The sequence below is a fragment of the Streptomyces sp. NPDC043427 genome (assembly GCF_056436655.1).
On record NZ_JBWKCC010000002.1, the window covers coordinates 548,358 to 567,207 of the forward strand.

The 18,850-nt window shown below is 71.5% G+C and carries 19 protein-coding genes; 9 read left to right on the forward strand and 10 right to left on the reverse strand.

Annotated elements, in window-relative coordinates; genetic code table 11:
* Positions 1-30: 30 nt before the first annotated feature.
* Both AC067M_RS06405 and AC067M_RS06410 read left to right on the forward strand, forming a co-directional pair.
* Positions 31-1,497: an FAD-dependent oxidoreductase gene (locus AC067M_RS06405; protein WP_478695821.1), complete on the forward strand. Its 1,467-nt coding sequence runs from the start codon at positions 31-33 to the stop codon at positions 1,495-1,497.
* On the forward strand, positions 1,494-2,111 hold the full coding sequence (locus AC067M_RS06410) for a hypothetical protein (RefSeq protein ID WP_478695822.1): 618 nt from the start codon (positions 1,494-1,496) through the stop codon (positions 2,109-2,111). Before AC067M_RS06405 ends, AC067M_RS06410 begins: the two co-directional genes overlap by 4 nt.
* Before the next feature lie 38 nt (positions 2,112-2,149).
* On the opposite strand, the gene leuE is transcribed toward AC067M_RS06410, so the two are convergent.
* Together leuE and AC067M_RS06420 are read right to left on the reverse strand one after the other, a co-directional pair.
* Positions 2,150-2,797 carry a leucine efflux protein LeuE gene (gene leuE, locus AC067M_RS06415; RefSeq protein WP_478695823.1) on the reverse strand — a complete coding sequence of 216 codons (648 nt, stop codon included), beginning with the start codon at positions 2,795-2,797 and terminating at the stop codon, positions 2,150-2,152.
* A 52-nt stretch (positions 2,798-2,849) separates the two neighbouring features.
* Positions 2,850-4,430, reverse strand: coding sequence for an acyl-CoA mutase large subunit family protein (locus AC067M_RS06420; RefSeq protein ID WP_478695824.1), 1,581 nt, complete (start codon positions 4,428-4,430; stop codon positions 2,850-2,852).
* 276 nt (positions 4,431-4,706) lie between these two features.
* Between AC067M_RS06420 and AC067M_RS06425 the strand changes: the two genes are divergently transcribed.
* Positions 4,707-5,567 carry a L,D-transpeptidase family protein gene (locus AC067M_RS06425; protein WP_478695825.1) on the forward strand — a complete coding sequence of 287 codons (861 nt, stop codon included), beginning with the start codon at positions 4,707-4,709 and terminating at the stop codon, positions 5,565-5,567.
* Positions 5,568-5,965: 398 nt separating this feature from the next.
* Here AC067M_RS06425 and AC067M_RS06430 read toward each other — a convergent pair whose 3' ends face one another.
* The 6 genes from AC067M_RS06430 to AC067M_RS06455 form a co-directional block, all read right to left on the reverse strand.
* Entirely contained in the window at positions 5,966-7,252 is a 1,287-nt protein-coding gene (locus AC067M_RS06430) for a hypothetical protein (RefSeq protein WP_478695826.1), read from the reverse strand.
* The gene (locus tag AC067M_RS06435; RefSeq protein ID WP_478695827.1) at positions 7,252-7,914 is read right to left on the reverse strand and encodes an RNA polymerase sigma factor; all 663 of its coding nucleotides are present in this window, start codon (positions 7,912-7,914) and stop codon (positions 7,252-7,254) included. Before AC067M_RS06435 ends, AC067M_RS06430 begins: the two co-directional genes overlap by 1 nt.
* A 409-nt stretch (positions 7,915-8,323) precedes the next feature.
* Positions 8,324-9,253 (reverse strand): hypothetical protein, encoded by a 930-nt coding sequence (locus AC067M_RS06440; RefSeq protein ID WP_478695828.1) that lies wholly within the window; start codon positions 9,251-9,253, stop codon positions 8,324-8,326.
* Positions 9,254-9,509: 256 nt separating this feature from the next.
* A complete protein-coding gene (locus AC067M_RS06445) occupies positions 9,510-10,127 on the reverse strand; it encodes an RNA polymerase sigma factor (protein WP_478695829.1) in 618 nt (205 codons plus the stop codon).
* A 245-nt stretch (positions 10,128-10,372) separates the two neighbouring features.
* On the reverse strand, positions 10,373-10,819 hold the full coding sequence (locus tag AC067M_RS06450) for a hypothetical protein (protein WP_478695830.1): 447 nt from the start codon (positions 10,817-10,819) through the stop codon (positions 10,373-10,375).
* A gap of 138 nt (positions 10,820-10,957) precedes the next feature.
* Complete coding sequence (locus AC067M_RS06455) at positions 10,958-11,356, reverse strand: hypothetical protein (protein ID WP_478695831.1); 399 nt, start codon at positions 11,354-11,356, stop codon at positions 10,958-10,960.
* Between the two features lie 201 nt (positions 11,357-11,557).
* Here AC067M_RS06455 and AC067M_RS06460 point away from each other — a divergent pair, with 201 nt between their 5' ends.
* A complete protein-coding gene (locus AC067M_RS06460) occupies positions 11,558-12,052 on the forward strand; it encodes a DUF1877 family protein (protein ID WP_478695832.1) in 495 nt (164 codons plus the stop codon).
* Positions 12,053-12,100: 48 nt separating this feature from the next.
* Here AC067M_RS06460 and AC067M_RS06465 read toward each other — a convergent pair whose 3' ends face one another.
* Together AC067M_RS06465 and AC067M_RS06470 are read right to left on the reverse strand one after the other, a co-directional pair.
* Positions 12,101-12,655 (reverse strand): hypothetical protein, encoded by a 555-nt coding sequence (locus tag AC067M_RS06465; protein ID WP_478695833.1) that lies wholly within the window; start codon positions 12,653-12,655, stop codon positions 12,101-12,103.
* A 112-nt stretch (positions 12,656-12,767) separates the two neighbouring features.
* Complete coding sequence (locus AC067M_RS06470) at positions 12,768-14,429, reverse strand: beta-N-acetylhexosaminidase (protein WP_478695834.1); 1,662 nt, start codon at positions 14,427-14,429, stop codon at positions 12,768-12,770.
* 151 nt (positions 14,430-14,580) lie between these two features.
* Between AC067M_RS06470 and AC067M_RS06475 the strand changes: the two genes are divergently transcribed.
* From AC067M_RS06475 to AC067M_RS06495, 5 genes are all read left to right on the forward strand, one after another.
* The gene (locus AC067M_RS06475) at positions 14,581-15,135 is read left to right on the forward strand and encodes a 2-oxo-4-hydroxy-4-carboxy-5-ureidoimidazoline decarboxylase (protein ID WP_478695835.1); all 555 of its coding nucleotides are present in this window, start codon (positions 14,581-14,583) and stop codon (positions 15,133-15,135) included.
* Positions 15,136-15,389: 254 nt separating this feature from the next.
* Entirely contained in the window at positions 15,390-15,770 is a 381-nt protein-coding gene (gene sdhC / locus AC067M_RS06480) for a succinate dehydrogenase, cytochrome b556 subunit (RefSeq protein ID WP_133927502.1), read from the forward strand.
* Between the two features lie 5 nt (positions 15,771-15,775).
* Positions 15,776-16,258, forward strand: coding sequence for a succinate dehydrogenase hydrophobic membrane anchor subunit (locus AC067M_RS06485; protein ID WP_133927503.1), 483 nt, complete (start codon positions 15,776-15,778; stop codon positions 16,256-16,258).
* 19 nt (positions 16,259-16,277) lie between these two features.
* Positions 16,278-18,032 (forward strand): succinate dehydrogenase flavoprotein subunit, encoded by a 1,755-nt coding sequence (gene sdhA, locus AC067M_RS06490; RefSeq protein ID WP_478695836.1) that lies wholly within the window; start codon positions 16,278-16,280, stop codon positions 18,030-18,032.
* Positions 18,032-18,811 carry a succinate dehydrogenase iron-sulfur subunit gene (locus AC067M_RS06495; protein WP_478695837.1) on the forward strand — a complete coding sequence of 260 codons (780 nt, stop codon included), beginning with the start codon at positions 18,032-18,034 and terminating at the stop codon, positions 18,809-18,811. Before sdhA ends, AC067M_RS06495 begins: the two co-directional genes overlap by 1 nt.
* The last annotated feature ends 39 nt before the right edge of the window (positions 18,812-18,850 follow it).

The window sequence follows — 18,850 nt, forward strand, 5'->3', positions numbered from 1 at the left end:
CACTTAACAACGTTAAGGAGAGTGGGTCCCATGACTGATCCCATGACTGATCCCCTGACCGATCCCATGGCGGTCGACACGGAGGTGCTGATCGTCGGCGCCGGCCCGACCGGCCTCGCGCTCGGCATCGACCTGGCGCGCAGGGGCGTGGACGCGCTCGTGGTGGAACGGGCCGAGCGGCTGTTCCCGGGGTCGCGCGGCAAGGGCATCCAGCCGCGCACGATGGAGGTCTTCGACGACCTCGGGGTCCTCGGCGCGATCCTCGCGGCCGGCGGCGACTATCCCGTCGGGGCGATCTGGCAGGACGGTGAGCGCGTCGGCGAGCACCGCATGTTCGACCCGGCCGAGGCGAGCGAGGACTCGCCGTACACCGCGCCGTGGATGGTGCCGCAGTGGCGCACGCAGGAGATCCTCTACGCGCGGCTGACGGAACTCGGCGGGCGGGTCGCCTTCGGGCGGGAAGTCGTCTCCGTCGCCCAGGGCGAGCAGGGCGTGACCCTGCACCTCGCCTCCGGTGGGGCACTGCGCGCCCGGTACGTCGTCGCCGCGGACGGCGGCCGCTCGGCGGTGCGGCGCGCGCTCGGCATCCCGATGACCGGCGAGACCGTCGACCCGAGCCCGATGCTGGTGGCGGACACGCGGATCAGCGGCCTGGACCGCGACCACTGGCATGTCTTCCCACCGCGCGGGGAGGGCGACGGCTTCCTCGCGATCTGCCCGCTCACGGGCACGGAGGACTTCCAGGTCGTCGCGCAGTTCCCGGAAGGCACCGAGGTCGACCTCTCCCTCGACGGCATCCGCGAGGTCGTCGCCGCCCGCTCCCACCTCGCCCCCGAGGACGTGACCGAGGTGCGCTGGGCCTCGGACTTCCGCCCCCGCGCCGCCCTCGCCGACCGCTTCCGCTCCGGCCGGGTGTTCCTCGCCGGGGACGCGGCGCACGTCCACTCCCCCGCCGGCGGACAGGGCCTGAACACCAGCGTCCAGGACGCCTACAACCTGGGCTGGAAGCTGGGCGCGGTCCTGCGGGACGGGGCGGACCCGGCCCTGCTGGACTCCTACGAGGAGGAGCGGCGGGCCGTCGCGGCCCAGATGCTGGGCCTGTCCACCCGCGTCCACCGCGGCGAGGCCCGCCGCGGTGAGGCGACCCGGCAACTCGGGCTGGGCTACCGGGAGTCGTCCCTCACGGCCGAGACCCGCACGACGCCGGGCCCCCTACGGGCCGGCGACCGCGCCCCCGACGCGACGGTGAACGGCGTACGCCTCTTCGACGCGTTCCGGGGACCGCACTGGACACTCCTCGCCCTGGACACCGAGGCCCCGCCGGTCGACGGGCCGGTGCACGTCGTACAGGGCCCCGCCCCCGCCGCGTACGGCCCCGGGCTGTTCCTCGTACGACCGGACGGCTACGTCGGCTGGGCGGGCGACACCGCGGCCGGTCCGGGAGAGCATCTCGCACGGCTCCGGGTAGGCGCGATATCACAATCTGACCTTCGATGACGGGAGTTGACCCCTTTCGCGGTACCCAGCTGGTCTCGCCCGAGCCGCTCGACACCAGCTACTTCCCCATGGAGACGGACGGGCAGCGGCCCCTGACCGTCTACGGCGTGGTGCAGGCCGCGGCGAACACCGTCGGCGTGGCGGGTCCGATCGCTGGCGGTGCCGTGTGGCTGACGACCAGCCTCAGCCTCGCCACCATCGCCGTCCCGGTGGGAGCCGCCGTCGTCACGGCCATCGCCATCGCCAAGATCACGGACTTCCTCAAGGACCGGGAGTCCCAGGTCCAGCAGGCGCGCCAGGAGCGCAAGAACATGATCGACGAACAGGTGAAGCAGGCCCGTACCGCCTTCGAGGACGTGACCCGCAGCCAGGGCCGGCTGCTGATCGACGCGGTCGAGAAACACCACAGGCGACACCAGGAGCGCCTGAGGTCCACGCTGGACCAGATCATGGATCGCATCGAGGCGGAGGACACCGCCCGCAGCCGCGCCGTCATCGACCGCCTCGCGCCCGTCGACCAGACAGGCCAGACCCTCGTCACCGCGCTGCAGGACCTGCGCGACGCCCTCGGCCCGGCCCCCCGCGCGGGAGCACGCCGCGCCCTGCCCCGCTGAACACGCCAAGAGGGCAGGCGGGACGTTCGCGACACGCCCTACGCGCTGGCCAGCGACAGCTTCACCGCGAAGCCCAGGAACAGGGCGCCCGCCGCCGAGGTGGCGCCTGCCGCGAGGCGCTTGCGGCGGCGAAAGGCGGTGGCCAGGCGAGTGCCGCCGAAGATCAGCGCGCTGAGGTACAGGACGCTGGCGAGCTGCGCGAACGCGCCCAGGACGACGAAGGAGAGGCCGGGATAGGCGTACCCGGGGTCGACGAACTGCACGAAGAAGGCGACGAAGAACAGGATCGCCTTGGGGTTGAAGAGGCTGATGACCAGCGCCCGGCGGAAGGGCCGCTCGTCGGCGACCACCGGCCCGCCCTCCTCCGCGCTTCTCTCCCGGCGCGTCCGCCACATCGCCCAGGCGGCACGCAGCATCCCGACCGCCAGCCACGCCAGATAGCCCGCGCCGACGTACTTCACGATCCCGAACAGCACCGCGTTGGCCTGGAGCAGCGAGGCGACCCCGGCCGCCGACAGCGTCATCAGCGCCGTGTCCCCGCACCACACCCCGGCCGCGGCCTGATACGCGGTGCGCGTACCGCGTCGGGCGGCGACGGAGAGCACGTACAGGGAGTTGGGGCCGGGCAGCAGGATGATGAGGACGAGGCCCGCCAGGTAGGTGGGCAGATCGATGATGCCGAACATGCGAGGCAGTGTCGCACGGGGGTACGACAATGCCCTCCGGCGTATTCGAGACTCAGAACGCGTCCGAGGGGACGTAGGTCCCCCAGACCTCCCGCAGCGCGTTGCACACCTCGCCCACGGTCGCCCGGGCCTTGAGTGCGTCCTTCATCGGGTACAGCACGTTGTCCTCGCCCTCGGCGGCCTTCTTCAGGGCCGCCAGCGCCGAGTCCACCGCCGCCTGGTCGCGCTCGGCGCGCAGCTTCGCCAGCCGCTCCGCCTGCTGGGCCTCGATCGCCGGGTCGACGCGCAGGGGCTCGTACGGCTCCTCCAGGTCGAGCTGGAAGCGGTTGACGCCGACCACCACGCGCTCGCCCGCGTCCGTCTCCTGGGCGATGCGGTAGGCGCTGCGCTCGATCTCGCCCTTCTGGAAGCCGTGCTCGATCGCGGAGACCGCGCCCCCGAGGTCCTCCACCTTGGTCATCAGCTCCAGCGTCGCCGCCTCGACCTCGTCGGTCATCTTCTCGATGACGTAGGAACCCGCGAAGGGGTCGACGGTCGCCGTCACGTCCGTCTCGTAGGCCAGGACCTGCTGGGTACGCAGGGCCAGGCGCGCGCTCTTGTCGGTGGGGAGGGCGATCGCCTCGTCGAAGGAGTTGGTGTGCAGGGACTGGGTGCCACCGAGGACCGCCGCGAGGCCCTGGACGGCGACACGCACCAGGTTCACCTCCGGCTGCTGGGCCGTCAGCTGCACGCCCGCCGTCTGCGTGTGGAAGCGCAGCATCCAGGACTTCGGGTTCTTCGCCCCGAACTCCTCCTTCATGACCCGGGCCCAGATCCGGCGGGCGGCGCGGAACTTGGCGACCTCCTCCAGGATCGTCGTACGGGCGACGAAGAAGAACGACAGGCGGGGGGCGAAGTCGTCGACGTCCATGCCCGCGGCCACGGCCGTGCGGACGTACTCGATACCGTCGGCGAGGGTGAACGCGATCTCCTGCGCGGGGGACGCGCCCGCCTCCGCCATGTGGTAGCCGGAGATCGAGATGGTGTTCCACTTCGGGATCTCGGCCTTGCAGTACTTGAAGATGTCGGCGATCAGGCGCAGGGACGGCTTCGGCGGGAAGATGTACGTCCCGCGCGCGATGTACTCCTTCAGCACGTCGTTCTGGATCGTGCCCGTGAGCTTGTCGGCGCTGACGCCCTGCTCCTCGGCGACCAGTTGGTACAGGAGCAGCAGAAGGGCGGCCGGCGCGTTGATCGTCATCGACGTGGAGACCTTGTCCAGCGGGATCCCGCCGAACAGCACCCGCATGTCGTCGAGCGAGTCGATGGCCACGCCGACCTTGCCGACCTCGCCCGACGCGATCGGGGCGTCGGAGTCGTGGCCCATCTGGGTGGGCAGGTCGAAGGCGACCGAGAGGCCCATCGTGCCGTTGGCGATGAGCTGCTTGTAGCGGGCGTTGGACTCGGTCGCGGTGCCGAAGCCGGCGTACTGGCGCATCGTCCAGGGACGGCCGGTGTACATCGACGGGTACACGCCACGGGTGTAGGGGTACGACCCCGGATCACCCAGTTTCTCCGAGGGGTCCCAGCCCGCCAGGGCGTCGGGCCCGTAGACCGGTTCGATGGGCAGTCCGGACTCCGACTCGCGCGCCATGGTGTGATGCCTCCCGCTGAGCAGTTCTTCGCAGTTACCTGCTGGTACAGACCGACCCTTCGACGGACTGTAGCGGCGGGCGTGCACCCCGTGGAGGGGAGCACGCTGGGACCTTCCTCACAGCCTTGTTGGGACCTGTCTCACAGCCTGCGCCGCGGTCCCGGACACCGCAATGCCGTCCCGTTCGCCACCCGTCTTCCGGGGGAAACATCTCAGGGGGGACTCGTGCGCGGGTCAACGGTGAGTCGATGGGGGGCAGAGGTGCGTACTACGGGCATGGGGAGATCGATCGCGGTACTCGCGGGCGTGGCGGCCCTGGTGGCGGTGAGCGGCTGCAAGGTCGAGGGCGGAGGGGCGGAGGGGCGGTCGCGGTCGCCGGTGCACGTCGAGGTGCCGAGCGCGACGCCGACGGGTCCGTCGACGCGGACACCCACTCCCAAGTCCTCACCCGCGGAGGACGACGACAAGCCGAGCGCCGCGCCGCCCGCCCCGACGGCGCCGCCCGCGCGGGTCCTGTGGTCCCGCGGCGACACCGGGCGGGACATCCGGGAACTCCAGGCGCGGCTGCGGCAGGTCGCGTGGCTCTTCGAGGGGCCGACCGGGACGTACGGCCCGGCCACCGAGAAGGCCGTCAGGGGCTTCCAGGGCAAGCGCGGGTTGCCGCAGACGGGAAAGACGGACACGGTCACCTGGCAGCGGCTGGTGCGGATGACGCACGAACCGGGGCGGTGGGAGCTGTACCTGACCGGCGGTCAGCCGGCCGCGGCGCCGGACCCGCGCTGTATGACGGGCCGTGCGCTGTGCATCAGCAAGACGACACGGACACTGCGCTGGATGGTCGACGGGCGCACGGTGTCGACGATGGCGGTCCGCTTCGGCTCGCAGTACACACCGACCCGGGAAGGTGTCTTCCACGTCTACTGGAAGTCCCGGGACCATGTGTCCACGCTCTACGACTCCCCCATGCCGTACGCCATGTTCTTCAGCGGCGGCCAGGCCGTCCACTACTCGGCGGACTTCGCGGCCCGGGGCTACGCCGGTGCGTCGCACGGTTGTGTGAACGTACGGGACGAGGCGGCGATCTCGGCGCTGTTCGCCCAGGTGAGGAACGGCGACAAGGTCGTCGTCTACTGGTGAGCGCTACTGCCGAGGCACTGGGAAGGGTTTGGGGCGCGGACGGGACCGGGGGAACGTGTCCCGCCCGCGCCAGGTGCACGAGCCGTGGGTACGGGGGGAACCCCGGCTCTGTGCGAGGGCCGATGACCAGTCGGCTCACTGAGTACTGCGCACCACCGCTCCAAAACGTCACACCCCGCGCGAAAAAATTTCGGCGGGGGGTGTTGTCGCAGGTCAGAGGGGTGGGTGGGGTGTGAGGGGGTGGGGGGGAAGCGGCGCTTCGTGGTCGGTAGTTCAGAAGGCGGGGGCCCGGTCGGCGGATCGGAGGACGGCGTAGGTCGAGCCCTTCGCCAGGAGTGGGTGCGGACGGCGACTTGTTCGCTCGGCGGGGAAGTCGCGCGGCGGGGCGAGGGCGGGTGCTAGGGCCGTGCTGTGCCGGGCTGCCAGGGCGTGGCTGCCAGGGCGTGGAGGGGAGTGGGAGCCAGGGCGCCGTTGTGGTGGCCTGTGCCGGTGCCCGGGTGGTGGCCCTTACCGGTGCCGGGGTGATGGCCCGGGCCCAGGTGATGCCCCGAGCCGGTGCCCGGGTGGTGGCCACCGCGGTGGTCGCCGCCATGGTCGCCGCGGTGGCCGCCGCCATGGTCGCCGCGGTGGGCGCCGCCGTGGTCGCCTGCGCGGGGCTTGCCGTCCTTGCCGCCCCGGCCGCCTCTGTGACCCGGAGCGTCGTTGCCGCCCGGGTTCTCGTCGCCTCCCCTGCCGCCCTTGCCACCATGACCCCGGCCCTGGCCGTTGTCCCGGCGGCCCCTGTCCTGCTCGTCGCCCTTGTTCCTGCCCTCGTTCCCGGTGTCCTGGCCGGCCGCGTCACCGGCGAGGACTTCCCGGCAGTACCCACGGACGCGGGACGAGCCGCCGGCCGCCGCCTCCAGCATGCGCCGGCGGGTCGCGTCCGGTTCCCGGCCGTCGCGCAGGTCGCGGCAGGCGGAGGCGGCCCCGCGCCAGCCGGTGTCGGGTGCACTCGGGTCGTCGGAGTCCTCGCCCCGCGTGCCGCCGGCCGTCTCCCTCGGCGAAGCGCTGCCGGAGGAGCCGTCGGGTGTGGCCGGACCGGCCTCGCCGCCCGGTGCGAGTTCCGGCGAGGGAGACAGCAGCGGATGTTCGTCGGGCGTCGCGGGGGCCGACACGGAGGCGCCGGGTGCGGGTTCGACGCCGCCGAAGGGCTTCGGCAGAACGCCCACCCCGACGGCCGCCGCGACCCCTCCGACCATCCCGGCGGCCAGCACGGCGGACAACCCGAGCCGCAGCGACCGCCCCCATCGGGACCGCCGCTCACCCTGACCGGCCCGTACACCGGCCCGCCCACCGGCCCGCCCATCACTCCGTCCGCCGATGCGCCCACCGATCCGGACGATCCCTGCGTCGAGCTCCCGGACCTCGCCGGTCTCCGGGAACGCCTCCGCCGCCCTCTCGTCCCGCGCCTTGCGGAACGCTGCCAGCGCCGCGGCCTCCCCCGATGGCTCGGCGTCGGCCGGGAGGGGTGGCGTGGAGAGTGCGGCGAGGGCCTGGGCGAGGCGTTGTGCCTGGTCACGGGCGTCGGGGGCGACAGCGTTGTCCAAGGGCTCCCCGCGCAGCAGACGCTCCGCCGTGTCGCGGTTCAGCCACCGGCCGGGGGTCCGGGGGTTGTCCCCCGGAAAGACACAGCGCTCGTCGGCCATCACATGCCCTTCTGCGTCCGCGCGCTCGCCGGCGTCACACCCGCTGGCGTCACCGCACGGCCACGCGAGTCCCGCTGCGAGGGCAGTGCGTCGAGTGCGTCGGCCGATTCGGGATCGCCGCCGAGCAACTCGGCGAGCTTCCTCAGCCCCCGGTGCGCCGCCGTGCGGACCGCCCCCGGCCGCTTGCCCAGCGTCTCCGCGGCGGTCTTCGCGTCGAGGCCCACGACCACCCGCAGGACGACCGCCTCGGCCTGGTCCTGCGGCAGCCGGGCGATGAGGGAGAGGGTGTGGTCGGTGGCCAGGGACTCCATCGCCTCGCCCGCCGTGTCGGACTCGGCCGCCTTCCCGGTCAGCTCGGTCTCGTCACCGCCGATCGCCGGCCGCCGCCCCCGCATCCGGATGTGGTCCAGCGCGCGGTTGCGGGCGATACGGGCGGCCCAGCCCCGGAACCGGTCCGCGTCACCGCTGAACCGCGCGAGGTCACGGGCGATCTGCAGCCACGCCTCGGAGGCGACGTCCTCGGCGTCGAGATCGCCGACGAGTGTCCGGACGTATCCGAGCAGCCGTGGATGCACCGTGCGGTACACAGCCCGGAACGCGGTCTCGTCGCCGTTCTGTGCCGCAAGCACCGCGGCTGTCAGCTCCGCGTCGTCCCCCAGCACCGCGCGCCCCTCTTGCGCCCAATCCGGCACCGCTGTCGCGGACCGGGTTCTCGCCGTCGTAATTCCTCGATCGATGGTCGCGGCCTGCGGGACCGCGGTGGTCGCGTTGGTCTCCGGCCTCCACAGTCCGGCGCGAAAGGCACGTTACGGCGTGAAACCGCCGCGCGTCCATGTCCGTAGAGCATGCAACTAACTCGTGACTCATGAGGTGTGACACAAACCGCACGCTCGGCGCTGTAGTGAGTACGGGCCGCCGTGCGCCGCCCGTGCCGTGCGACGGCCGGGGCCTCTCCTGTGGGGGGTGGCGGCCCCGGTCGTTGCCTTGGCCCCTGGAAACGCGGATGTCCACACGCCCAGGTGCATGTGGACATGCACCGCGTGTGGACATGCACAGGGCCGCGCCCGGACGCTACCGGCCCTGCTCCTTGCTCTGGTCCTTGGACGCGTCGGCCTTTTCCCCGCCGTCGTTACCGGCACCCTGACCGCCGCCGTCGCCTGCGTTCTGGCTGCCGTCGCCTGCGTTCTGGCTGCCGTCGCCTGCGTTCTGGCCGCCGTCGCCTGCGTTCTGGCCGCCGTCGCCTGCGTTCTGGCCGCCGCTCTGCGCCCCTTGGCCGCTGCCGTTCCCGGACTCCTGGCCGTTGCCGCTCTCGGCTCCCTGGCCGTTGCCGCCCGCCTGCTCGCTCTTCCCCGGCTTGGGCGCGGCCGACTTGCCCGCCAGTTGCCCGGCGCAGTACGCGGCGACCTTATCCTCGCCGCCCGCGGCCGCGATCAGCTGCTGCCAGGCCGTCGAGTCCAGTGCCTTGCCCCGGCCGCCGACCTGCTCGTACGCGCGGCACTGGGCCTCGGTGTCCTGGGCGGTGCCCGGGTGGTCCGGTCGGCCGGAGTCGGCGGGCGACGGCGTGACGGTGGGCCGCCCGCCGGACAGGCCCGGGGTGCCGGCCGTCTGCTCGGAGCGGCCCCTGCCGTCACCGGCGCCGTCGTCCGAGGAGCCGCCCGTGCCGATCGCCGCGAACGCCACACCGCCCAGGGTGAGGCTCGCGACCAGCACGGACAGCGTGGTCTTCACCGACCGCGCCCCACGCCGCTGCTCGCGCGGCCGCCAGTCGTCCCGGCGCCGCGTACGCGCAGGCGCCCGGTGCTCCCCGGAGTCGCGGGCGGCGCGGAACGCGGCCACGGCCCGCTGCTCGGCCTCGGTGTCGACACAGTTCCCGCGCATGGCGGCGGCGAGCAGCGCCTCCACCCCGGCCGCGTCGTCCACCCGTCCTGAGCCGGGTCCGGCGTCGCCAGGGTGCACCCGCCGACGGCCGGGAAACCCGCCGCCGTTCAGCCGTTCACCCATGTCCGTTTCCGTCCCTGTGTACCTGTACTCCTGTGCTCCTGGGTCCCTGTCCCGCCCCCCGGCCGCATCGGCGCGAACCGAACCGCTCGGAGCCTGTCACTGCAGCTGATCCAGACCCCGACCGATCCGAACCCGACCGATCCGAACCGGACGGAACCGAACCGGACGGCCCCGGACCCGAACGACCCGGATCGATCCGATCCGGACCCGACCGGTCCAGATCCCACTGATCCATACGGTCTGCCGCCGTCACCGTTCATTTCGACTCCCCCAGCGTCCGGGGGACGTCATCCGTCACACTCTCCTCGCCCAACTGACGGGCGAGGCGCTTCAGACCCCGGTGCGCGGCGGTGCGGACCGCGCCGGGGCGCTTGCCGAGCACGCGGGCGGCGGCCGGGCCGTCCAGGCCCACCACGACACGCAGCAGCACGGCCTCGGCCTGGTCCCGCGGCAGCCCGCGGACCAGGTCCAGGGCGCGCTCGGTGGACAGGGACTCCAGGGCCTGTTCGTGGGTGCTGTGCGGGCCCGGCAGTTCCACCAGGTCGGACTCCAGCGCCGACGCCCGCGGCCGTACCCGCTGGCGGCGCAGATGGTCGAGGGCGCGGTGCCGGGCGATCGTCGCGGTCCAGCCGCGGAACCCCGCACCGTCCCCCTTGAACCGCCCAAGATCCCGGGCTATCTCCAGCCAGGCGTCGGACGCGACGTCCTCGGCGTCGTCCCCGACGAGACCGCGCAGATAGCCGAGCAGCCCGGGCTGCACTATCCGGTACGCGACGGCGAACGCCGACTCGTCGCCGTCCTGGGCTCGCGCGACCGCCGCGCCCAGTTCCCCGTCGTACGCCTGCGCGCGCCGGGGCTGCCCTCCCTGGCCCAAGACTGTCCTCGTTCGTGCGGTGGTCGGAGCGGAGCCGTGGTCAGTCGCCGGTCGTGCGACACGTTCCGGCCGTGTCCACGTCCCCACGCTCAACAGCGTCGCGCCCGTCCGAAGTGTCACAGCACGCTCAGCCACAGCGTCGCCTCATCCCCGCCCCACGCCGCCCGGAAGGGCGACTCGACCGGCGTACGCACGCGCAGTTCGACCAGACCGGCGAAGGCCCGCTGCCACAGGGCCCCGGTGTCTCATTCGACCACTCCCTGGGCCAGCGGTCGCCGGATCCGCCCGTGCAGCGTGAGGTAGAAGGTCTGGAGGGAGTCCTCCGGTACGCCCGATTCGAAGCGGTTGAGGACCCGGCCGAGGGGGTTCCAGACCCGGCCGTCGGGCATGCGGACGCCGACCGGCCGGCCGAAGTAGGCGCGCTGGTCGTCGTCGAAGTCCACCCAGGCCGCCCCCGCGCGGCGCACGAGCACCTCACCGACGTACGCGCCGAGGCCGAGGAGCGTCTCGCGTGCGCCCTCGCGGTCGGCGCCGCCCTTGCGCAGCCCGTCGATCAGGAAGTCGACGACGCGCAGGCTGGCCACGGAGTAGTCCAGGGGGAGCCTGCTGCGGGCGGTGACACGGGTGACGAACACCGTCGCGTGCCGGCGCATGTCTCTCGCGCACGTCGCGCGCACGTCCACCTCGTCCATGCCGGTCCCACCCCTCCACTCCGCACGGGGCCGATACGGCTCCCCTCGCTGCTAAGCGGACGCGGTCCCGCAAACATCACGGGTCACGGACGTGTCGATCGCCACACCCGGGCGGCCCAGGCTGTGGAGCCGGTGGTGTCAGCCCCGCTCGCCGGTCGCCGCGTCCCGGCACATGAGCCGGAGCGAGCCGTGGCCGCCGAAGCAGCGGCGGGCCTCGTCGACGGGGTCCCAGAGGCGGCCGTCCGGCGTACGGACCCAGTGGTCGCCGCCGGTCGCCCACCACTCGGCGCCGGTCTCGCGGACGATCACCTCACCGGCGTACGCGCCGAAGCCGCGCAGCACGTTGTCGAGGGCGGCGGCGGGTGTCCCCTCGTGCCGCAGCTGTTCGATCATCCGGTCGACGCGCCACACGCTCTGCGCCGAGTAGTCCAGGCGCACCCGCGCGCCCTCGCGCATGGTCGCCACCACGTCCGCCGCCCACCGCACCGGCTTCGTCGCCGCGTGGGGCCGGTTCGCCTGCGGGGCCCTCTCGCTCATCGTCCTCGTCGTCACACTCGTCCCTGTGGTCATACAAGGAAAAGCGAGGGCAGGTGGGCTCGTGTCACTGGATCTGGGCCGCTGTTCGAGACCGCCGCAGGATTGCCCCACGTCCGCCGCACGACCGACACAAGACCCTTGCCGCACAGGGGGTTTGGCTCCGGAGTGACGCTTCGGCGCCCCCGTGCGCTCCTCTCACCGATGAGCATGTACTTCCATCTCCGGTCCGTGCCGCCGCCCGCGCTCCGCAACAGCGCGCCCTGGCTGCAGAGGCTCTTCCAGGACGACTGGGACACCGTGCGCGAGCGCGTCGGACGGCACCGTGAGGAGGTGCTGGACAAGGGCTACCTCGACCATGAACTCCTCTACGTCGGCGCTCCCCCGCACCAAACCCCCGACGGGCCCCGATCCCACGTCGTCCTCGGCGGCCGCCCGGTGCTCCACCCCGACCGCCACCTCCCACCCTTCCTCATGCTGACCGCCGCCCAAGTGGTCCGCGCGGCCGCGTTCCTGACCACCACCGACTTCGAGGCCCTCTGGCAGGCCGCCCGCCCCACCCTCGTCCCCCGCTACGGCGGCCCCACCACCGAGCACCGGACCCACGGCCTCTTCAAGGGCGCCCACCGCGACCTGACCGCGTTCTACGCCCAGACGGCGCGGTCCGGGGACGCGGTGGTGAAGTGGCTGATGATCTGAAGGGGCGTTCTCGACCCGACAAATCCCCCGCCGGGTGCCCCGGTCGCCTCAGCCCCGCCGCCGTGCCCTGCGCGACACCACCGCACGCAGAACCCGGCGCCCTTCCGTCGACACCTCCAGGGCGCGGCGCAGGCCGGCTGTGCCGTGACCGGCGAGTACTTCGAGGACGGTGACCTGGCGGCGCAGTTCGGCGGCGACGAGTGGGGGTATGCCCTCGGTGCGGCCCTCGCGGCAGCCGTCGAGCGGGGAGGCGGCCTTGGCCGGGTCGAGGAGGCGGTGGATCTGGAGGGAGGCGACGGAGCAGGCGTCGGCCCACATCCGCACCTCCTCGGCGGACGGGACGTCGGGCGCCGCCGCGAGCATCCGGCCGGCGAGCAGCGCGGCCTCGTCGTCGGTGCCCTCCACGGGGTCCAGCTTGCCGCGCGCCTGCTCGAGGAGCTCGCTCCAGGCGGCCGCGTCGGATCCGTCCGCGAGACTCCCCCACAGGGGCCGCAGCACCTCGTCGTCCCCGCCCAGCAGAGGCACGCACCGATCGAGACAAGCCAACCCGCTCGCGGCCAGTCCACGGTCGTCGGCCTGAGCGATGAGATCCACCAGGCTCATCCACGCCTCCCTCACCGGGGCGCCATCGGTTGCGGAGCCCGCACTTCCCCTTACTGCGCGCTACGGCCCCACAGTGTCACAGTACGTTTCCGGCCAACGCATCACTCATCGCTCAGCCCAGTTCGTTCGCCAGCGCCTGGAACTGCGTCCACGACAGCGGCGGATTCCCGGAGTCCCACAGCTTCTGCACGGTGGCCCGCAGCGGCATCCGTATCCCCGCCGCGACCTGGTCCTGCGTCTGCGCGTTCGGGAGGTCGCCCCAGACGGAGAAGGACCCGCCGAGTATCTGGTCGTCGTACCGGGACGCCACGGCGACGTTCCCGCGCAGCACGCGCGGCGTCCACTGCTCGTAGATCCGCTGCCCCGTCGGATAGACGAAGGTCTGGGGTTCGCCGAGGACGTAGTACAGGTACTCGTCGTTGTAGTTGATCACCTGCCGGCCCGCGTCCAGGTATTCCACGGGCAGCCGCGCCCCGATCTCCTTGCCCGTCCAGTACGCGGCCTTCAGGTCCTTCGCGGGCTGCACGGAGGTCGCCCGGAAGAAGCCGTCGTTCCAGGCCCGTATCGAGCGGTCGTGGGCCCGCACGGTGTCGGCGCGGTCGTTGAGCCAGCCGGTGGTGAGGTCGGCGACGGTGGCGCCGGAGCCGTACTTCTCCCGCGCGGTGGAGGCGAGCTGCGGGAAGGACGCCTCCGGGTTCGACACGACGAGCGCCTGGTACTCGTCGCCGCCGAGGTGCCACTGCCCACCGGGGAAGAGGCCGGCGAACTCGTTCAGCAGGTCGTCGACGATGTCGGCGGACGCGCCCTTGGAGATGTCGATCGCGCCGCTCACCGCGCCTCCCTGCGCGTTGCGCAGCTGCAGGTCGGGGTGGGCGGCGAGCACCGCGCCCAGGTGGCCCGGCGAGTCGATCTCCGGCACGACGGTGATGTGCCGGGCGGCCGCCAGCGCGACGATCTCCTTCACCTGCGCCTTGGTCAGGTGCTGCTGCGACACGATCTCCGGGTGCGTGTCGGACTGGATCCGGAACCCCTGGTCGTCGGAGAAGTGCAGGCCGAGCTGGTTGTACTTCAGGTCGCCCAGCTCCCGGACCCGGTCCTCGATCCAGCCGGCCGTGAAGGGCTTGCGCGCGATGTCCAACGAGAAGGCCCGCTGCGGTTTGGCCGGCTCGTCGCGTACGACTCCCTCCGGCGCCGTACCGCCGCCGTGCACCTCCTGCTTCAGCGTGCGGGTGCCGTAGAACACCCCGGCGTCGCCCGGCCCGCTGATGGTCACCCGCCCGCCGCTCACGGTCATGGAGTACGACTCCGGGTTCGCGCCCTTGTCGTCGTTCAGCGCCAGCCGTACGTCCCCGGCCTTCACGTCGTCCTTCTCGCCCGCGTACTTCATCCCCAGCTCACCGGCGATGAGCCGCCCCTCGTCGGCGAGGTCCTTGTCGCTCACGACCACCCGGTGATCACGCGCCGGCCGCCACCCCGGCCCCCGCGCGGGGGTGTGGGCGCTGACGGCGGGTATGGTCCGCGGCGTCTTGGACAGCGGGTAGGAACGCGTGGGGCTCGGCGTCGGACTGGGCGCCGGCTCGGGCGGTGCGGCGGCCGAGGGAGCCCGCGGAGCCTCGGAGGGCCGCGGCGCCGCCGAGCCCGCCGGCACGCCCTCGTCGCCCGACGCCCACACGCCCAGCCCCACGCCGAAGGCGACGGCCGCGGCCCCGACGACCAGCGCCCTCCGCCGTACTTTCTGCTCCGGCGCCCGGCGACGCCTGTGGCGGCTCACCATGCCAACCTATGACCGAGTCGACCGGAGTGCGTACACCGCACGTTCTGAAACTCTTCCGTTCGGGTGAAATTCGTGTATCCGTCGGACACGACGTGACCATTCTCGATAGCCTGACGACACACCTTTCACGGCATCCCCTGCCTAAACACACGTGACGCGAGGACCCACGCTGCCTGCGCACCTTCCCGGCCGAGTAGCCATACCCGCGCTACCCGAGCAGAGCCGCTGTACACCGCCCCCGGCCCTGCTGGACGCGTTCAACTACGCGCCCGCGGCCGAGGCCGAGCGCACCCTCCTCACCTGCCTGCGCAGCCTCCACTGGGCCCACCGCCTCACCACCCACCGCCCCTACCCGGACGCCGACTCCCTCCTGGCCGCATCCGACGAGGCGGCCTACGACCTGACCTGGGGCGACCTGGCGGAGGCCCTGGCCGCGGAGACCCTGCCTCCCCTCCCGGAGGACGCGTACGGAGCGGCCCACATGGCACTGAACGCGGCCCAGGCGGCGTACGAGTCCCGCTTCGGACATTCGTTCGTCATCTGCCTGGACGGCGTCCCGCCGGACGAGGTCCTGGACCGCGTCCTTGAGGTCATCCGGTCACGTTTGGCAAACGATCCGGAGGACGAGCGGGTGGTGGCGGCAGACGAACTCCGCCGCATCGCAAGAGGACGTCTGCTGGAGACCCTCAGGGGCGCGGGGCTGTAGTCGATATGCGGCTCCGCCGCGTGGGCGCGACCAGCCCAAACGAACCCGCAGACGGCCGATAACCGGACAACCCGCCCCAGAAGCCGCCCCGCCTGACCCATACGCGTGCCACTTTGATCACACAGGTAGGCCCGCCGTAAGCGCCGCAGGCAACCGTCGCTACGATGCTGGGGGCCGGTGGACCGTACCCGGCCGGGCCCGACCGACAGCACAAGCCGGCGCGGCCCCAATACCCCGCTCCCGGAGGGACTTCCGTGCCGGCTGGAACGCTGTACCGCGGCCGGGAAGGAATGTGGTCCTGGGTGGCTCACCGAGTCACCGGCGTCCTCATCTTCTTCTTCCTGTTCGTACACGTGCTGGACACCGCTCTCGTGCGTGTCTCCCCCGAGGACTACGACAAGGTCGTAGCCACGTACAAGACGCCGATCGTGGCCGTGCTGGAGTACGGCCTCGTCGCCGCCATCCTCTTCCACGCGCTCAACGGCCTGCGTGTCATCGCCGTCGACTTCTGGTCGAAGGGCCCGCGCTACCAGAAGCAGATGCTCTGGACCGTCGTAGGCGTCTGGGTCGTGCTGATGCTCGGGGCGATCTACCCCGTCCTCGGCCACGCCGCTCGTGAAGTGTTCGGGAGCTGAGACAGATGGCCACCACTGACACCACCGCGTCCGGGATCGGCCCCGTCGAGGGCGGGACCGGCTACTCCGTCGACAACCCGGCGCCGTTCATCGAGGCCCCGCGCAAGCGGACCAAGAAGACGCCCAAGTCGACCCGGGGCAACTTCGAGCTGGCCGCCTGGCTGTTCATGCGCCTGTCCGGCGTCGTGCTCGTCGTCCTGGTCATCGGCCACCTGCTGATCCAGCTCGTCCTGGACGGCGGCGTCTCCAAGATCGGCTTCGCCTTCGTGGCGGGCCGCTGGGCAAGTCCCTTCTGGCAGGTCTGGGACCTCCTCATGCTGTGGCTCGCCATGCTGCACGGCGCCAACGGCCTGCGCACGGTCATCAACGACTACGCGGAGCGCGCGAACACCCGGCTGTGGCTGAAGGGCCTGCTCTACACCGCCACGGTGTTCACCATCCTGCTGGGCACGCTGGTGATCTTCACCTTCGACCCGAACATCCGCTAGGCACGGGGTTGCGAGAATCATGAAGATCCACAAGTACGACACCGTCATCGTCGGCGCCGGTGGCGCGGGCATGCGCGCGGCCATCGAGTCCACGAAGCGCAGCCGCACCGCCGTGCTGACCAAGCTCTACCCCACCCGCTCCCACACGGGCGCCGCGCAGGGCGGCATGGCCGCCGCGCTGGCGAACGTGGAGGAGGACAACTGGGAGTGGCACACCTTCGACACGGTCAAGGGCGGTGACTACCTGGTCGACCAGGACGCCGCCGAGATCCTGGCGAAGGAGGCCATCGACTCGGTCCTCGACCTGGAGAAGATGGGCCTGCCGTTCAACCGCACCCCGAACGGCACGATCGACCAGCGCCGCTTCGGCGGTCACAGCCGTAACCACGGCGAGGCGCCCGTCCGCCGGTCCTGCTACGCGGCGGACCGCACGGGCCACATGATCCTCCAGACGCTGTACCAGAACTGCGTCAAGGAGGGCGTGGAGTTCTACAACGAGTTCTACGTCCTCGACCAGCTGATCACCGAGGTCGACGGCGTCAAGAAGTCGGCCGGTGTCGTGGCGTACGAGCTGGCGACCGGCGAGATCCATGTCTTCCAGGCGAAGGCCGTGATCTACGCGTCCGGCGGCTGCGGCAAGTTCTTCAAGGTGACGTCGAACGCGCACACGCTGACGGGTGACGGCCAGGCGGCGGTCTACCGCCGGGGCCTGCCGCTGGAGGACATGGAGTTCTTCCAGTTCCACCCGACCGGCATCTGGCGCATGGGCATCCTGCTGACGGAGGGCGCCCGCGGTGAGGGCGGCATCCTCCGCAACAAGGACGGCGAGCGCTTCATGGAGAAGTACGCGCCGGTCATGAAGGACCTCGCGTCGCGAGACGTGGTGTCCCGCTCGATCTACACGGAGATCCGCGAAGGCCGTGGCTGTGGCCCCGAGGGCGACCACGTCTACCTGGACCTCACGCACCTCCCGCCGGAGCAGCTGGACGCCAAGCTCCCGGACATCACGGAGTTCGCGCGCACCTACCTCGGCATCGAGCCGTACACGGACCCGATCCCGATCCAGCCCACCGCGCACTACGCGATGGGCGGCATCCCGACGAATGTCGAGGGTGAGGTCCTCGCGGACAACACGACAGTCGTCCCCGGCCTGTACGCGGCCGGCGAAGTCGCCTGCGTGTCGGTCCACGGCGCGAACCGCCTCGGCACGAACTCGCTCCTCGACATCAACGTGTTCGGCAAGCGGGCCGGCATCGCGGCGGCGGAGTACTCGCAGAAGGCGGACTTCGTCGAGCTGCCGGAGAACCCGGCGGAGCTGGTCGTCGCCCAGATCGAGCGGCTGCGCGACGCGACGGGCACCGAGCGGGTGGCGGAGCTGCGCCGCGAGCTGCAGGAGACCATGGACGCGAACGTCATGGTGTTCCGCACCGAGCAGACGATCAAGACGGCGGTCGAGAAGATCGCGGAGCTGCGCGAGCGCTACAAGAACGTCTCGATCCAGGACAAGGGCAAGCGGTTCAACACGGACCTCCTGGAGGCCGTCGAGCTCGGCAACCTCCTGGACCTGGCCGAGGTCATGGCGGTCTCCGCCCTGGCCCGCAAGGAGTCCCGCGGCGGTCACTACCGCGAGGACTACCCGAACCGCGACGACGTCAACTTCATGCGCCACACCATGGCGTACCGCGAGGTGGGCGACGACGGCACCGAGACCGTGCGCCTGGACTACAAGCCGGTCGTCCAGACCCGCTACCAGCCGATGGAGCGTAAGTACTGATGGCAACCCCGACTCTGGACAAGGCGGACGCGGCCGGCACGCCCGAGCCCGGCTTCGCCGACTCGCCCTACATCACCGTCACCTTCCGGGTACGCCGCTTCAACTCGGAAGTCTCGGCGGAGGCGACCTGGGAAGACTTCCAGCTGGAGATCGACCCCAAGGAGCGCGTCCTCGACGGCCTCCACAAGATCAAGTGGGACATCGACGGCACCCTCACCTTCCGCCGTTCCTGCGCCCACGGCATCTGCGGCTCCGACGCGATGCGGATCAACGGCAAGAACCGCCTCGCGTGCAAGACGCTGATCAAGGACATCAACCCCGAGAAGCCGATCACGGTCGAGCCCATAAAGGGCCTGACGGTCCTCAAGGACCTGGTCGTGGACATGGAGCCGTTCTTCCAGGCGTACCGGGACGTCATGCCCTTCCTCATCACGAAGGACACGAACGAGCCCACGCGTGAGCGCCTCCAGACGGCCGAGGACCGCGAGCGCTTCGACGACACGACGAAGTGCATCCTCTGCGCCGCCTGCACGTCCTCGTGCCCGGTCTTCTGGAACGACGGCCAGTACTTCGGCCCGGCGGCCATCGTCAACGCGCACCGCTTCATCTTCGACAGCCGTGACGAAGCGGGCGAGCAGCGCCTGGAGATCCTGAACGACAAGGACGGCGTGTGGCGCTGCCGCACCACCTTCAACTGCACGGACGCCTGCCCGCGCGGCATCGAGGTGACGAAGGCGATCGCCGAGGTGAAGAGGGCGCTGATCACGCGCCGCTACTGAGGTCGTTTCCTCCGTACGTCCACGAGGGCCCCGTTTCCC

Excerpts from the sequence above, each read along its gene's own strand:
- AC067M_RS06450 (WP_478695830.1), bottom strand. The coding sequence starts at position 10,819 with ATGGACGAGGTGGACGTGCGCGCGACGTGCGCGAGAGACATGCGCCGG.
- sdhA (WP_478695836.1), top strand. The coding sequence starts at position 16,278 with ATGAAGATCCACAAGTACGACACCGTCATCGTCGGCGCCGGTGGCGCG.
- AC067M_RS06485 (WP_133927503.1), top strand. The coding sequence starts at position 15,776 with ATGGCCACCACTGACACCACCGCGTCCGGGATCGGCCCCGTCGAGGGC.
- leuE (WP_478695823.1), bottom strand. The coding sequence starts at position 2,797 with ATGTTCGGCATCATCGATCTGCCCACCTACCTGGCGGGCCTCGTCCTC.
- AC067M_RS06460 (WP_478695832.1), top strand. The coding sequence starts at position 11,558 with ATGAGCATGTACTTCCATCTCCGGTCCGTGCCGCCGCCCGCGCTCCGC.
- AC067M_RS06440 (WP_478695828.1), bottom strand. The coding sequence starts at position 9,253 with ATGGGTGAACGGCTGAACGGCGGCGGGTTTCCCGGCCGTCGGCGGGTG.
- AC067M_RS06410 (WP_478695822.1), top strand. The coding sequence starts at position 1,494 with ATGACGGGAGTTGACCCCTTTCGCGGTACCCAGCTGGTCTCGCCCGAG.
- AC067M_RS06405 (WP_478695821.1), top strand. The coding sequence starts at position 31 with ATGACTGATCCCATGACTGATCCCCTGACCGATCCCATGGCGGTCGAC.
- AC067M_RS06470 (WP_478695834.1), bottom strand. The coding sequence starts at position 14,429 with ATGGTGAGCCGCCACAGGCGTCGCCGGGCGCCGGAGCAGAAAGTACGG.
- AC067M_RS06455 (WP_478695831.1), bottom strand. The coding sequence starts at position 11,356 with ATGAGCGAGAGGGCCCCGCAGGCGAACCGGCCCCACGCGGCGACGAAG.
- AC067M_RS06465 (WP_478695833.1), bottom strand. The coding sequence starts at position 12,655 with ATGAGCCTGGTGGATCTCATCGCTCAGGCCGACGACCGTGGACTGGCC.
- AC067M_RS06430 (WP_478695826.1), bottom strand. The coding sequence starts at position 7,252 with ATGGCCGACGAGCGCTGTGTCTTTCCGGGGGACAACCCCCGGACCCCC.
- AC067M_RS06495 (WP_478695837.1), top strand. The coding sequence starts at position 18,032 with ATGGCAACCCCGACTCTGGACAAGGCGGACGCGGCCGGCACGCCCGAG.
- AC067M_RS06420 (WP_478695824.1), bottom strand. The coding sequence starts at position 4,430 with ATGGCGCGCGAGTCGGAGTCCGGACTGCCCATCGAACCGGTCTACGGG.
- AC067M_RS06425 (WP_478695825.1), top strand. The coding sequence starts at position 4,707 with ATGGGGAGATCGATCGCGGTACTCGCGGGCGTGGCGGCCCTGGTGGCG.